Origin of the sequence: Pseudomonas sp. FW305-28 (assembly GCF_017351395.1) — a bacterium.
GTDB classification, from domain to species: domain Bacteria; phylum Pseudomonadota; class Gammaproteobacteria; order Pseudomonadales; family Pseudomonadaceae; genus Aquipseudomonas; species Aquipseudomonas fluorescens_AA.
This window is the reverse complement of the sequence record NZ_JACNDD010000007.1, coordinates 49441-62843: the sequence shown is the minus strand read 5'-3', so window position 1 is coordinate 62843 and position 13403 is coordinate 49441. Positions and strand designations below refer to the sequence as shown.

Sequence of the window (13403 nt, the reverse complement as noted above, 5' to 3'; positions counted from 1 at the left end):
GGAATTGTGCTGTCGAGCGTCGGCTCAGCCCAGCGATTCGTCGAAGTAGTCGCTGTCGAGCCTGGGTACTTTGTAAAGCTGCGAGCTGACCCCCACCTCGTGGTCGAGCATCAGGTTTACCAGGCGTTTACCGTCGATCAGTACCAGCCCCTCGACCGAGCGCGCGAAGTCAACGGCGTGGGCGGTGAAGCCGGAGGTGGTAATGAATACACCGCGTTTAGCTTTCTGCCCGGCCAAGGCGCCATAAAACGCTTGTAGGTCGGGACGCCCAACAGTGTTCTGCCAGCGTTTGGCCTGCACGTAAACCTTTTCCAGCCCCAGTGCGTCCAGCGAGATCACGCCGTCGATGCCGCCGTCGCCACTGCCGCCGACTTGTTGCAGAGCCTGCCGGTTCGCGCCATAGCCCAGGCTGTGCAGCACGTCGAGTACGATGTGCTCGAAGCGCGTGGGGCTGGCTTGCAGCAAATTGTCCAGCAAGTCTCCCGCGACGCTGGTGCGCAGCTCAAGGATAGCTTGGTTTAGGCGCTCCTGCGGGCTGCTAGTGGCGAGGTCGGTCTTGGCAATAGGCTCTGACGTGTCGCCGCTTTCATCCAGCGAGGCGGCGTCCGGTGCTGTCTTCAGCTTCACGCTCATGAAGTTCACAGCTAGGTGCTCGACTTGCTCTGGGCTCAATGGGGTCGGGTTTTCCTGGGCGAATGCGCGGCCGGTGTCGGTCAGCTGCCAGTAACCACGCTTGGCGCTGCTGGAGTAGCCAGCACGCTTTAGCCGATCATGCGCCCAGCCTGATCGATTCTTGTAGGTGGCCTGGCCACTTGCGATGGTCTCCTGCCGCTGTGACTCGCTCAGGCCAAGAGACATGGCGGCGGCTTCGTGAGCCTCGCTCGCGGTTGAACCGTCAGGATGTGTGGCGAGAAAACGTAGGATGGGCTCTATGAACTGATCGTAGGTCGGGACTGACATGGCTCTTTCTCTTCTTGGTTAGAGGCTTAGTCCAACGTAGCAGCTCAGCGACTGCGCTTTGTCTTAGTGAGCCAAATTGCTGATCTCAACGCGCTGCCTACCATATTCATACCCATGACTTTTCTAAGCGACGAGCGAGCAGTCGCAGGGTTAGGAGGTAGTAATAGCGCGTTGCATTACTGCGCCGGGCTAGACGCTTTTCGAGGAACCAAATCACATGCTTCCGCTGCCAAGTCCAAGGCGTTTCTCGCTGCCAGCGCTCTGCAATCTCAGCCTGGATGATTTTCGCCTGTCGTACATGACGTTGTCGAGTTGCGTGCGAGCCCGTCAACACCGCAGACAAGAACAGCTCCATGTCGAATGACTTGCTCATGCGCACCCTCCAATGTAGGCAGCGACCACGTCGATCCGCCCGTGCCCCAGCTCATAGCTGATTTGCCTCCGAGCCTCGCGGTCAAGGTGCCGATTTAACTTGCAGCATTGGCCGCCGTTGATAGGCGCGCGATGTCGGGTGATTTGCTCATAGCGCTCACACGCGAACGCCGCCCGTAGTTCATGGAAGCCTCTGAGGTTGTGTGCATGCAGGATGGCCCGTGCAGGACGGATCACTTCTTGCAGAACATCTAGGTAGCTTTCGTGTGGCGCAATCAGGTTGCGGCTCCCCGCAGGCGACACCTGCCGTGCAAACCCAAGTGCACCTCGAATATGGTCGTCGACCGCAATCCAGCGTGGCGCCGACGCTCCGGTGCGACCACCTTTGGTGCCGTCCTGAATGTTGATCCTACCTAGGTCTTCAGACTCACGGCTTAGCCGTGGCAGGTCAGCCAAGATGGCCTCACGCAAGCGCATGCCAGTGGCTCGCGCCAACAGAACAATCGCGGCGACCCGCAGTTGATGATGGCTGCAAAGCACATCGACAATTTGCTTAACCTGTTCGCGGTCTTGGCCCTGAGGCACCGAGTGTCGAACCCCGGTTCGCTGCATACCCAATACCTTGCTTGGACTGGGCAATTTCACAGACTGATCACCGCGAAGCGCCGCCATGGTCCTATTAACGCTGGATAGCCGGTTTTGTGCGGTGCTGACGGCGAGGTCACCGCGCCTAACCACGCCACGCAGATACGCCGCGTAGTCGGCCAACACCTTCCGATCAATCTGCCGCGCATCATTGATACCGGACCCCTGTTCGGAGCGGCACCACTTCACGAATGCCAGCCACCGATCACAGTGCGCTTTAACCGTGCCGTAGTGGCCACAGCCGAACATATCTTTTAGCGCCTGCGGTCCTGCATAGCTCAACTGCCTGCCGTAACCGAAATTACGACCATCGCGTCTACCCACCAATGCCATGTCGGTCACCTCATCGCCTGTTCTCCGACCCTCGCCCCACGTCATCCCGCCAAGAATGCTGAGTGTTATCAGGGATCAAGGCCCCTGCGGCCTGTGGGGATGTCCACTAACGCGGGACTGGCGGCTCCTTACGACCGGGAGCAAGGGCATCTCATGATCTGGCCTCCTGAGCACCGTTACCGGTGGGCGGGTGGAGGCTGCATTGGCTGACGAGACCAGTGCCGCGAGATCCTGAGCCGGGTGAACGCAGCGGTGCGATGACCGGGGCACGCCTGACCGTCAGTCAGGTGCAGTCCATTCCTTGGTCTGCAGCACCATCATCTACATCGCTGTTGCTGGTGACATCGGCGTTTGTCACGCCGATTGTCACGAGGGGAGTTGCCGCAAAGCCAAATGCGATGAGGGCTGCAGCAGTGCAAGAAGCGCCCGTCTCTTTCCAGGAGAAAGAGACGGGCTCAGGTTGGCGCAAGATTCGGCCAAGCGGATAGGTTGCTGCAGGGCAGCGAAGTAGGAGGTGTTGTCTGGCGCACGAGGGCCATGATCTGAAGTAGGCATCCATCACCGGGGAGGTGACCGGGCGAGCTGCCGGACGCGAATCGCCTTTTGGGGGGGACCACCGCGGGAGCGGCGTGACCTTCAAGGTTCGGGCCACCTGGGTTGCTGTCATCGACAGCGCTTGCACGGCCAGTTCTACGCCTGTGGATAAACCCGGTCAAGGGCCGAAATTCAGCGTTACTCTGGACTTGGAGTGAGGTTATCCACCTATGGAGTTCCGTGGTAAACCCCGGACAACGTCGTGGCTTTTAGCTTTTCAAGGTGAGGTCCTTCCAAACAGGGCGGCTTTGCAGCCCTGTTTGGAAGGACCCGCGCTTACAAGCGGATAAACGAGACTGCTGGCCTGAATCTTGAGCGCTCAGTTGCTGTCGCCGCCGTTATTGCGCCTGTACAGCGTTAGCGGATCGGCACCACGTTCTTGTCTCTGACTTGGCCGTATGCTGAGGCAAGCAGGCTACCGGTGGCGGCTTTCTGGATGTACTCACTCCACCAGGCCATCATCGGACGCCGGCGCTCAATGTAGTCAGCGCGGTTGTAGGCACTGCGCACCTCATCCTTGTCGACGTGCGCCAGTGCCACTTCGATGAGTTCCGGGTCCCACCCATGTTCATTCAAGATGGTGCTGGCCATCGAGCGCATGCCGTGGCTGACCAACCGATCCTGGAAGCCCATGCGTTTCAGCGCCATGTTGGCGGTCTGGCTATTGGCGTGTGTACGCGGATTTCTGTCAGCCGGGAAGACGTATTCGCGATGGCCGCTGTGAGTCTTCAGTGACTCCAACAGTGCGACAGCGTGATCACTCAACGGGATACTGTGTGGGCGGCGCTTCTTCATCCGCTCCGGAGGGATAGTCCAGACACGCCTTTCAAAGTCGATGTCTGCCCAGCGAGTAGTCGCCGCCTCGGCAGGGCGAGTCATCGTGTGCAACTGCCATTCGATCAGGCAACGGGTCGTGCGCTTGATGCTGGCGTTCGCGATCTCCAGCATGAGCTCGGGGAGCTCTTCGGGCGGAAGCGCTGCCATGTTCTCTTTCTTGGGCTTCTTGAAAACCGCCCTGATACCGCTGAGCGGGTTGGCGAAGATCAGGCCTGAGTTCACGCCGTAGGTCATGATCTCGTTAAGCCGTTGGCTAAGACGCTTCACCGTTTCCAGGCTGCCTTTCGCTTCGATTGGGCGCAGCAATCCGATCACCATCGGCGCGGTGATTTTCGCCAGTGGCGTCGTACTCAAGTCGGGGAACACGTGCAACGTGAGCGACCGCCATATGTCCTCGGCGTAGGCCGGGGTGACCGAGTCTTTCTTGAGCTCGAACCAGGCGGTGGCAACGTTCTCGAAGGTGTGTTCCGTTTCCGCGCGCTTGGCTTCATTCAGCGTATTGCGCTGCACCTTCGGATCAATGCCCTGTGCGAGCAGCTCGCGGGCTTCGACTGCCTTCTTTCGTGCGTTTGCCAGTGACAGTTCGGGATAGGTCCCGAAGCCGATGTTGATGCGCTTCTTGGTCACCGGTTCGCGGTAGTTGAAATTCCACAGCAACGAGCCGTTGCTGCGTACCCGGAGCTGCAAACCGTCACCGTCCGTGAGGACATAATCCTTGGACGCGGGTTTGACTCCCTTGAGCTGTCGATCGGAGAGGCGGAGGTTTTGAGCAGGCATGAGATTGTCCTCAAGCACTGATTCGGTATTCCAAAGATTAGCACCGGATGAGGTGGAATACCGTCTGGAATACCCGAATGGCTGGAATTCAAAAACTCTCAAAAGACCGCAAAAGCGCTGGAAGCCGCGTATTTGCTGGGTTTCAGGCACAAAAAAAGACGTCCGTGGACGTCTTTAGATGATGAAGTGGTGGAGCCGGGGGGATTTGAACCCCCGTCCGCCAGTACTCTGCTGTCGGTACTACATGCGTAGCCGTGTCTATTAAGTTAACCCTCAGCGACCCGACGGGCAGGGTGCTTTGGGCGAGTTGTGTAAGTTTTAGCCGCTTCGTCCACAACGTACTGCACGGCGATTCCGTTCTATATGACAATCACTTTGGGTTTACGGACATCCCCTAATGATTGCTGGACCCGAAGGTACCAGAAGCTCAGGATCTAAGGCTGCTTACGCAGCGATAGCGAATTCCTGGCCGTAGTTTTCGTCATTGGCAACTATAGAAGTTGCAACAGTGGATTTACGAGTTCTGTTACCAACTCGGCATGCACCTAAAGTTTCGCAACCGGCGTCGAATCCTAAACGGCCCCGAACCTGTCGCTCCATGAAGCTGTTGGAGCGGCAGGCATGTGCAGTGTACGCCAATCCGTGTCTGAGGCCAACCCGAAGGTTGGCCAACTGCGGTGTCACTGGCCGCCTTTGGTGTTGTTCTGTAGCTTCTGGATGGCCTGATTGGTCAACGAGATGCAATTTTCGGTGCCTTCTTTGGTGCCTTTGGCATGCTCAGCCTTGGCTTGTCCAACGGTGGCGTCGATGTCGGTCTTCAGACCTTCGCTCATTTGCTCGGTGCTGACTTTGGCGTCGCTGATCTTTTGCAGATTGATTTTGCAAAGGTCATCCTGGCTCCCTGCAAACACCGGAGAGGCCAACATCGCAGCGGAAATGAACAAGCCAGCAAGTGCGGTGCGCTTCATGTGTATCTCCTTAAACGTATGGTCTCGGTGCCGCTGGACAGTCGCGGCCGGGCCGAGTCGGTAGATGGCCCAGCGGAACCGGGCCTATTCAAGTGACTACAACGAATCGCAGGAATTCGATTTTTTAACTGATACCGGAGACCCTCCTTCCATGGTGGCGGTTTTGGAGCGTGTCACCCGGTCCACCAGATACACCAATCCGTGGTAGTCGATTTCGCCATGACGCGTCAGACCGATCTCACACGTACGGCTGGTGGAAATGCCCTCGGTGCAGTATTGAACCGCGTCCTTGAGGGTTCGCAGCGAGTGGGCGTTCAGCTCGGGTGTGGTGAAGCCCTTGTCGCCGGCGAAACCGCAGCAATGGATGCCTTCGGGGATGACCACGTTTTTACTGCACTTGCGCGCCAGGTCGATCAGCGCCTGGCTTTCGCCGAGGTGCTGCGTGCTGCAGGTGACGTGCACGGCGATGGGCGCCTCTTGGGGGATGAAGTCGAGACGCTCCACCAAATGGGTACGGATGAAGCGCACCGGGTCGTACAGGTCCAGGCGCACGTCACCAAGGTCCTGGACCAACCGTAGCGTGCAGGGGCTGGTGTCGCAGTAGATGGGGTCGAGCCCGCCGCGACTGGCATGCAGCAAGGCACCGATCAGTTCCTGGCGCTTGTGCTCGGCCTGTTCTGTGTAGCCTTTGGAAGCAAAGGGTTGGCCGCAGCAGAGGCTGTCCACATTGTCTGGAAAGACCACCTGGTAGCCGGCCTTTTCCAGCAGGCTGCGGGTTTTGTCGTACAGCGACATCTGCTCCTTGTCTGCCGCCGTCGGGCCCATGACCCGCGACACGCAAGCCGCCAGGTACACCACGCGCGGGCGTTCGTCCGGCGCGGTGGGGCTGAAACGGATGGCCTTTTCCGGCTGCGGCATGGCGCTGGTCCATTGTGGCACCTGGCCCTTGGACAGGCGCGTCAACGAGGCCGACAGTTTCGCCAGGCGGGCAGTGCCCAACAGCATGCGCGCACCGTTGGCGACGTGCAGGGCAAAGCGTGCGCCTTGCAGCGTGGTGGCGAAATTTCCTTCAATCCAGTTGGCGGTTTTCGTCTTCGTCGCGTCGCGGCTGCGCAGTTTTTTCACCAGCTCGCCGGTATTGATGCCTACCGGGCAACGTTGCGCACACAGGCCCGTGGCGGCGCAGGTGTCGATGCCCTGGTATTGGTAGGCACGTTCCAGTTCGGTGGTGTCCGTGCCGGCGCGTTTTTTCGCCTGGATGTCCCGCCAGATGACGATGCGCTGGCGCGGGCTCAAGGTCAGGTCTTTGGACGGGCACACCGGCTCGCAGAAGCCGCATTCGATGCACTTGTCCACGATCTCATCGGCGGCCGGCAGCGGTTTGAGGTGCTTGAGGTGGATCTGCGGATCTTCGCTGAGCACCACGTCCGGGTTGAGGATGCCATTGGGGTCGAGCAGTCGTTTGAGCTGCCACATCAACTGGTAGGCATCACTGCCCCATTCCAGCTCGACGAACGGGGCCATGTTGCGCCCGGTGCCGTGTTCGGCTTTCAGCGAGCCGCCGAATTCCACTGCCACCAAGTGCGCCACGTCATCCATGAACGCCTGGTAGCGTGCGACTTCTTCGACGCTGTTGAAGCCCTGGGTGAAGACGAAGTGCAGATTGCCCTCCAGCGCGTGTCCGAAAAGGATCGCTTCGTCGTAGTGATGTTTGTCGAACAACTCGATCAGGCGGTTCACGCCGAGGGCCAGTTGCTCCACCGGAAAGGTCACGTCTTCGATGATCACCGTGGTCCCGGTCTTGCGTACCGCCCCCACGGCTGGAAAGGTGTCTTTGCGGATCGCCCAGAGCCGGGCGTTTTCCCGTGGGTCTTCGGTAAAGTCGACCTGTTTTTCCACCGGAAAGCCGGTCAGGGAGGTCATGATGCGGGCCAGCTGTTCTTGTAGTAATGACGAAGAAGCCGCGCGGGATTCGATCAGCAAGGCGCAGGCATTAATCGACAGATGCTGTACGAAATCCGGCATGCCCGGTTTGTCCTGCACCGAGCGCAGGCTGCGGCGGTCCAGCAGTTCCACGGCCGATACCGGCTGGCTTTTCAGCACGGTGACGGCGTTGCAGCAGGTTTCCACATCCGGGAATACGATCAGCGCCGACGCCTTGTTCGGATGGTCGATGACGGTGTTGTAGGTCACCGCACTGATGAAGCCGAGGGTGCCTTCGGAGCCCACCAACAGGTGGCTCAAGATATCCACAGGCTCGTCGAAATCCACCAGGGCATTGAGTGACAGGCCGGTGGTATTTTTCAGACGGTATTTGTGACGAATTCGGGCGGCCAATTCGGTGTTGGCGCGGGTTTCGCGACCGAGGGTGGCCAGGCGTTCCAACAGTTCGCCATGGCTTGTACGAAAAGCCGCCACGCTGTTGTTGTCTTCGGTGTCCAGGCGTGTGCCATCGGCCAGTACCAGGCGGATGCCGGCCAGGGTGTGATAGGTGTTCTGCGCGGTGCCGCAGCACATGCCGCTGGCGTTGTTGGCGACGATGCCGCCGATCTTGCAGGCGTTGATCGACGCCGGATCAGGGCCGATCTTGCGCCCGAACGGAGCCAGCCAGGCGTTGGCCTGGGCGCCGATCACGCCGGGCTGCAAACGAATCTGCGTGCCTTGTTCGCGAATCTCGCGACCGTTCCAGTTATCCCCCAGCACAATCAGTACCGAGTCGCTGATGGCTTGGCCGGACAGGCTGGTGCCGGCGGCGCGGAACGTGACCGGGACCTGGTCCCGTTGGGCCAGTTTCAGCAGGGCAATCACTTCATCTTCGGACTCGACGCGTACCACCAGTTTCGGAATCAGCCGATAGAAACTTGCGTCGGTGCCGAAGGCCAAGGTCGACAAGGGATCGTCGAAACGTCGCTTCTGTGGGATCAGCTGTTGGACGTCGCGCAGGAAAGGGGTCGGAAGGGTCATTGGTCCTCCAGAATCAAGACCACCAGATCCTTCGGACCATGGGCGCCATAGGCCAGGACTTGTTCGATGTCGGCGGTTTTCGACGGGCCGGACACCAGCAGGGCATTGGTGGGCATGCCTTGGGCCCACTCGAATTCCTGTTGCACTTCATAAAAGTTGTCGCGGATTTCGCTGGCCTTGAGCAGGGCGAAATGCACCGGTGGCACCAGGCTCATCAGCCGTGGCTCTTCCAGCGTTGGCCACAGAATCAGGCTGCCGGTGGCGGCAATGGCGCCGAGGGTTCCCGTGAGGCTGGCCGGGGTGTCGTTGAACAACTCGGCTTTCCATTCCTCTATCGGTCGGTCGTAAGCCTTGAGAGTGGGCAGGTCCGGATTGTTCGCCCAGAACTGTGCGATTTTTTTCCCGTGTGCGGTGGTCGGGGCGATGAGCAGGCTCGGCAATTGACGGTCGCGCAGCAATTGCGCGAGCAGGGCCGGCCAGCCGTCCTCGGACGTCAGATGGATTTCCGTGTGCACCGCCTCCATCAGCTTGCGCAACTGAGGAATGCGTTCCTCCGGCGCGTAGCGATAGGTTTGCGTCACCAGTTCGACATCGAAATTGTCGGCAACCGGCGTGGTGCCCGTCAGGCTTTTACGCAGCTTGGCGAGGATATTTTCCTTGGCGCTCATTGGCGGTCTCCCTGCTGGTTCAGGTGTTCGCGGGCCAGGTCATGCAATGAGCGGGCGGCGGGTTGGGGGGCGCTGTGGTTCTGGGTCCATGGGCCGACGTTTTTGGGTATCAGGGCGCGCAAGCGCGTGGCGAGGAACCCGAACAGTCGGTACAGCCGCGGCGAGCTGTTGAGCCAGGCCCAGGCATTCCAGATGAAGCGCTCCTTGGGCGAGTATTTGCTGCCCTGGCCGCGCATCACCTGGTTCGGGCTGTCCGGCGCCTTGACGTTTTCTTCCCGCAGTCGCCGCAGCAGCGCGGGGATCGGAATCTTCACCGGACACACTTCACCACAGGCGCCGCACAGCGAAGAGGCGCTCGGGTGGTCCGGCACCTTGGCCAGGCCGACCATGTGCGGCGTGATGATTTTTCCGATAGGCCCCGGGTACACCTCGCCGTAGGCATGGCCGCCGATTCGGGTATAGACCGGGCAATGATTCATACAGGCGCCGCAGCGAATGCAGTTCAGCGTCTGGCGCAGTTCGCTGTCGGCAAACGCCTGGCTGCGGCCGTTATCGAGCAGGACCAGGTGGACTTCCTGGGGACCGTCCAGCTCATCGGCCTTGCGTGGCCCGGAGATCATGTTGACGTAGGTCGTGATGGGCTGGCCGAGGGCCGAGCGGGTCAGCAGCGAGAGCAGTGGCACGACATCGCGCAGGTTCTCCACCACTTTTTCAATACCGGTCACGGCGATGTGCACCGGCGGCACGGTGGTGGACATCCGCCCATTGCCTTCGTTTTCCACCAGCAGCAGCGTGCCGGTTTCGGCGACGGCGAAGTTGACGCCGGAGACGCCGATGTCGGCTTCGAAGAATTTCTGCCGCAATACCTTGCGACCGATCTGAATGAGTTGGTCGACGTCCTTGGTGTACTCCACGCCGAGTTTGTCGTGGAACAAGGACGCGACCTGACCGGCATTCTTGTGGATCGCCGGCATAATGATGTGTGAAGGCTTCTCGTGGTCGAGCTGGACGATGTATTCCCCCATGTCGGATTCGAGACATTCAATGTCCCGAGCCTCGAGGAAATGGTTCATCTCCATCTCTTCGCTGACCATCGATTTGCCCTTGATCACTTGCCGCGCCTCGTGAGCGCGGATGATCGAGAGGACGATGCCATTGGCTTCGTCCACCGTCTCCGCCCAGTGCACGTTCACACCGTTGCGGGTCAGGTTGGTTTCCAGTTGCTCGAGCAGGTCGGGCAGCTTGGATAGCGCACGGGCGCGGACGGCATTGCCCAGCACCCGCAGGTGTTCTCTTTCGTGGGCATCGCTGAAGGACGCTGCCCGCTTGGTCATCAGTGAATCCATCGCGCTGCGAAAGTTGTTTCGCAGTTGCGTGTCGTCCAGGGCCTTGTGGGCCCGGGCGCGAAAATCTTCCTGCGCCTCAACCGGTACTTCAACGGTGGGGATCAGCGTCGGCGTGCTCATGCGGCACCTCCGGTACGCTGCCAGAGGAAGCTTGCCAGGTGCTTGCCGCGCAACGCCTCCTGCTGTTTTTCCAATGCGCCGTTGATGTTCATCAAGCAACCGCAGTCGGCGCTGAGGACCTGATGTGCGCCGGATTCCTTCAGCGCCCGGGTCTTGTCGGCCACCATCGCGCCGGAAATATCCGGCATGCGGACACTGAACGTCCCGCCAAACCCACAGCACTCGCTTTCGTGGCTGTGTTCGACTCGCTCCACATTACGCAACTGCGCCAACAACGCGCGGCCGTGCAAGTGGGTATTCATCTCACGCCGTGCCGAGCAAGACGTATGCAGCGCGACCTTCACCGGCTCGCCGCTGTCGTTCAACTGCACCTTGCAGACCAACAGCAGGAACTCGGCCAGTTCATAGGTCCGGGCCGCCAGGGCCTGCACCTGTTTGAGGGTCTCCGGCTCGTCCTTGAACAGGTCGGCGTAATGCTCGCGCAGCATGCCGGCGCAGGAACCCGAGGGCACCACCACCGGAAAGTCTTCGGCAAACAGGGCCAGTTGCGACCGTGCCACCGTCCGCGCCTGCTCGGTGTACCCCGAGGTGTAGGCCGGTTGTCCGCAGCAACTTTGCCCTTGCGGGTAGTCCACCCGGATCCCTTCGCGTTCCAGCAGATGAATCGCATCCATCCCGGCTTCGGGATAGAACAGGTCCACCACGCACGTGCCGAACAGGTAGACCCGACGCGGCTTCTCGCTGGGGTATTGCCGAGGTTCGGGCAAGGGCGGGGCGACACGGGTCGCGTTCGGTACGGCGTTGTAAAAAAGCTCGCTCATCAGGCGTGTCTCCGGGTGGTCCCGGTTATCCGTCCGCTGAGGCTGCTGAATATAGCCAGGAAATCTTTCAGCAGCCTTGCAGACCCGGTTGTGAATAGCAGACGCCGAATCACGGTTCGGCGTCGGTTTTTCCAGTATCGCGTGTAGGACTTAATGAACCAGCATGCCGGTAAACCAGTAGGCCTGGGCCAACGTGATCAGGCCGACAATCGTTGCAAAGAATAGGCTGTGTTTGAGGGTGAAACGGAACAGATCCGATTCCTTGCCCACCAGCCCGGTCGCCGCGCAGGCCACCGCGATCGATTGTGGTGAAATCATCTTGCCGGTGACGCCGCCGCTGGTGTTCGCCGCGACGAGCAAGGTGTCGTTGACGCCGATCTGGTGCGCGGTGGTGGCTTGCAGCGAGCTGAACAGCGCGTTGGACGAGGTATCGGAACCGGTCAGGAACACGCCCAGCCAACCCAGGAATGGCGAGAAGAACGGGAACGCTGCGCCCGTGCCGGCCAGCACCAGGGCCATGGTCGACGACATGCCCGAGTAGTTGGTGACGAAGGCGAAGGCCAGCACCATGCCGATGGACAGGATCGGCCAGCGCAGCTCGAAAAGCGTCTCTTTAAAAGTGGTAAGACCAGTTTTGATGTTGATCTTCAGTACCAGCATCGAGATCAGTGCGGAGAAGAAAATCGCCGTGCCGGTGGCGGAAATCGGATCAAGCTTGAACACAGCCGGGATGGCGGTGGGGTTGAGCACGATGGGGGCGACCTTGATCACCATCTGGTCCAGGTGCGGGATGGCGAAGTTGAACACCCAGCCGTACATCGAGCCGCCCGCGGCGAACATGGCCTTGAACGGCTTGAGGGTCCAGATCGTCACCAGCACGGTCAGGATCAGGAACGGCGACCAGGCCTTGATGATTTCCCCCAGGCTGTAGGGCGAAGCCACGGTGCTGCGCGGCTGGCCGAAACCGCCGACGCTGGCGGTGACCGTTGCGCTGGAAGTCGCGCCGGCAATCTGGGCGCCGGCGGTGCGCTTGGGCTGCCAGACTTTCAGGAACAGGGTCAGGGAAATCAGGCTGGCCAGGGCCGAGGTGATGTCCGGCAGTTCCGGGCCGATGAAGTTGGAGGTGAAGTACTGGGTGATGGCGAAACTCAAGCCGGCCACCAGCGCTGCTGGCCAGGTTTCCCGCACGCCGCGCAGGCCGTCCATCATGAACACCAGCCAGAACGGTACGAACAGCGACAACAGGGGCAGTTGGCGACCGGTCATGGCGCCGATCTTGAAGGCATCGATTCCGGTGACCTGGCCGGCCACGATGATCGGAATGCCCAGGGCGCCGAACGCCACCGGGGCCGTGTTGGCGATCAGGCACAGGCCCGCGGCGTACAGGGGGTTGAAGCCCAGGCCGACCAGCAGTGCGGCGGTGATCGCCACGGGTGCGCCGAAGCCGGCGGCACCTTCCAGGAATGCGCCGAAGCAGAAACCGATCAACAGCACTTGCAGGCGTTGGTCATCGGTAATCGACAGCACCGAGCTGCGAATCACCTCGAACTGGCCGCTCTTGACGGTCAGTTTGTAGAGAAACACCGCGGCGACGATGATCCAGGCGATGGGCCACAGGCCGTAGGCAAAGCCATAGCCGGCGGCGGCGAAGGCCATGTCGGCGGGCATGTTGAACGCGAAAATCGCCACGGCAATCGCCAGGGCCAAGGTGATGCTGCCGGCCACATGGCCCTTGAGGCGAAACACCGCCAAGGCCAGGAAGAAAAATACGATGGGAATAACGGCCGCGAGTGCGGACAAGCCGAGGCTGCCGAGCGGGCTGTAGAGCTGTTGCCAGGTTTGCATCATGGGTGGGCCCCTAATTGTTGTTGGTCAGGCACTGGTCAGCGGATTTGGTTAATTGGTAATACCAATTTACAAGCGCTGTTGGCTAGGGTAAAAGCCTTGGTTGTCGTGTGTCAATTTGCCGCCCTGAAACTTTCGTCGAATAAGCGGTGC

At 60.2% G+C, this 13403-nt stretch carries 10 protein-coding genes and 1 other RNA gene; all 11 read right to left on the bottom strand.

Features of this window, described 5'->3' with window-relative positions; genetic code table 11:
• Window positions 1-24: 24 nt before the first annotated feature.
• Window positions 25-960: a restriction endonuclease gene (locus tag J4E53_RS03335; RefSeq protein ID WP_103308916.1), complete on the bottom strand. Its 936-nt coding sequence runs from the start codon at window positions 958-960 to the stop codon at window positions 25-27.
• Between the two features lie 106 nt (window positions 961-1066).
• On the bottom strand, window positions 1067-1333 hold the full coding sequence (locus J4E53_RS03330; protein ID WP_103308917.1) for a hypothetical protein: 267 nt from the start codon (window positions 1331-1333) through the stop codon (window positions 1067-1069).
• Window positions 1330-2310 carry an integrase domain-containing protein gene (locus J4E53_RS03325; RefSeq protein WP_103308924.1) on the bottom strand — a complete coding sequence of 327 codons (981 nt, stop codon included), beginning with the start codon at window positions 2308-2310 and terminating at the stop codon, window positions 1330-1332. Before J4E53_RS03325 ends, J4E53_RS03330 begins: the two co-directional genes overlap by 4 nt.
• A 951-nt stretch (window positions 2311-3261) precedes the next feature.
• Window positions 3262-4518, bottom strand: a complete 1257-nt coding sequence (locus J4E53_RS03320) for an integrase domain-containing protein (RefSeq protein ID WP_103308918.1) — start codon at window positions 4516-4518, stop codon at window positions 3262-3264.
• A 187-nt stretch (window positions 4519-4705) separates the two neighbouring features.
• Window positions 4706-5102: a transfer-messenger RNA gene (ssrA, locus tag J4E53_RS03315) on the bottom strand.
• A 96-nt stretch (window positions 5103-5198) separates the two neighbouring features.
• Window positions 5199-5486: a hypothetical protein gene (locus J4E53_RS03310; protein WP_060739237.1), complete on the bottom strand. Its 288-nt coding sequence runs from the start codon at window positions 5484-5486 to the stop codon at window positions 5199-5201.
• 96 nt (window positions 5487-5582) lie between these two features.
• Entirely contained in the window at window positions 5583-8450 is a 2868-nt protein-coding gene (locus J4E53_RS03305) for an FAD-binding and (Fe-S)-binding domain-containing protein (protein ID WP_103308919.1), read from the bottom strand.
• Window positions 8447-9118 carry a lactate utilization protein C gene (locus tag J4E53_RS03300; protein WP_103308920.1) on the bottom strand — a complete coding sequence of 224 codons (672 nt, stop codon included), beginning with the start codon at window positions 9116-9118 and terminating at the stop codon, window positions 8447-8449. Before J4E53_RS03300 ends, J4E53_RS03305 begins: the two co-directional genes overlap by 4 nt.
• Window positions 9115-10584 carry a LutB/LldF family L-lactate oxidation iron-sulfur protein gene (locus tag J4E53_RS03295; protein ID WP_103308921.1) on the bottom strand — a complete coding sequence of 490 codons (1470 nt, stop codon included), beginning with the start codon at window positions 10582-10584 and terminating at the stop codon, window positions 9115-9117. Before J4E53_RS03295 ends, J4E53_RS03300 begins: the two co-directional genes overlap by 4 nt.
• Complete coding sequence (locus tag J4E53_RS03290) at window positions 10581-11405, bottom strand: (Fe-S)-binding protein (RefSeq protein ID WP_103308922.1); 825 nt, start codon at window positions 11403-11405, stop codon at window positions 10581-10583. The genes J4E53_RS03295 and J4E53_RS03290 overlap by 4 nt, the downstream gene beginning before the upstream one ends.
• 150 nt (window positions 11406-11555) lie before the next feature.
• Window positions 11556-13250: a lactate permease LctP family transporter gene (locus J4E53_RS03285; protein WP_103308925.1), complete on the bottom strand. Its 1695-nt coding sequence runs from the start codon at window positions 13248-13250 to the stop codon at window positions 11556-11558.
• Between the last annotated feature and the right edge of the window lie 153 nt (window positions 13251-13403).

Coding starts and splice junctions, on each gene's coding strand:
- J4E53_RS03310 (WP_060739237.1), bottom strand. CDS start 5,486: ATGAAGCGCACCGCACTTGCTGGCTTGTTCATTTCCGCTGCGATGTTG.
- J4E53_RS03295 (WP_103308921.1), bottom strand. CDS start 10,584: ATGAGCACGCCGACGCTGATCCCCACCGTTGAAGTACCGGTTGAGGCG.
- J4E53_RS03305 (WP_103308919.1), bottom strand. CDS start 8,450: ATGACCCTTCCGACCCCTTTCCTGCGCGACGTCCAACAGCTGATCCCA.
- J4E53_RS03290 (WP_103308922.1), bottom strand. CDS start 11,405: ATGAGCGAGCTTTTTTACAACGCCGTACCGAACGCGACCCGTGTCGCC.
- J4E53_RS03320 (WP_103308918.1), bottom strand. CDS start 4,518: ATGCCTGCTCAAAACCTCCGCCTCTCCGATCGACAGCTCAAGGGAGTC.
- J4E53_RS03300 (WP_103308920.1), bottom strand. CDS start 9,118: ATGAGCGCCAAGGAAAATATCCTCGCCAAGCTGCGTAAAAGCCTGACG.
- J4E53_RS03325 (WP_103308924.1), bottom strand. CDS start 2,310: ATGGCATTGGTGGGTAGACGCGATGGTCGTAATTTCGGTTACGGCAGG.
- J4E53_RS03285 (WP_103308925.1), bottom strand. CDS start 13,250: ATGCAAACCTGGCAACAGCTCTACAGCCCGCTCGGCAGCCTCGGCTTG.
- J4E53_RS03330 (WP_103308917.1), bottom strand. CDS start 1,333: ATGAGCAAGTCATTCGACATGGAGCTGTTCTTGTCTGCGGTGTTGACG.
- J4E53_RS03335 (WP_103308916.1), bottom strand. CDS start 960: ATGTCAGTCCCGACCTACGATCAGTTCATAGAGCCCATCCTACGTTTT.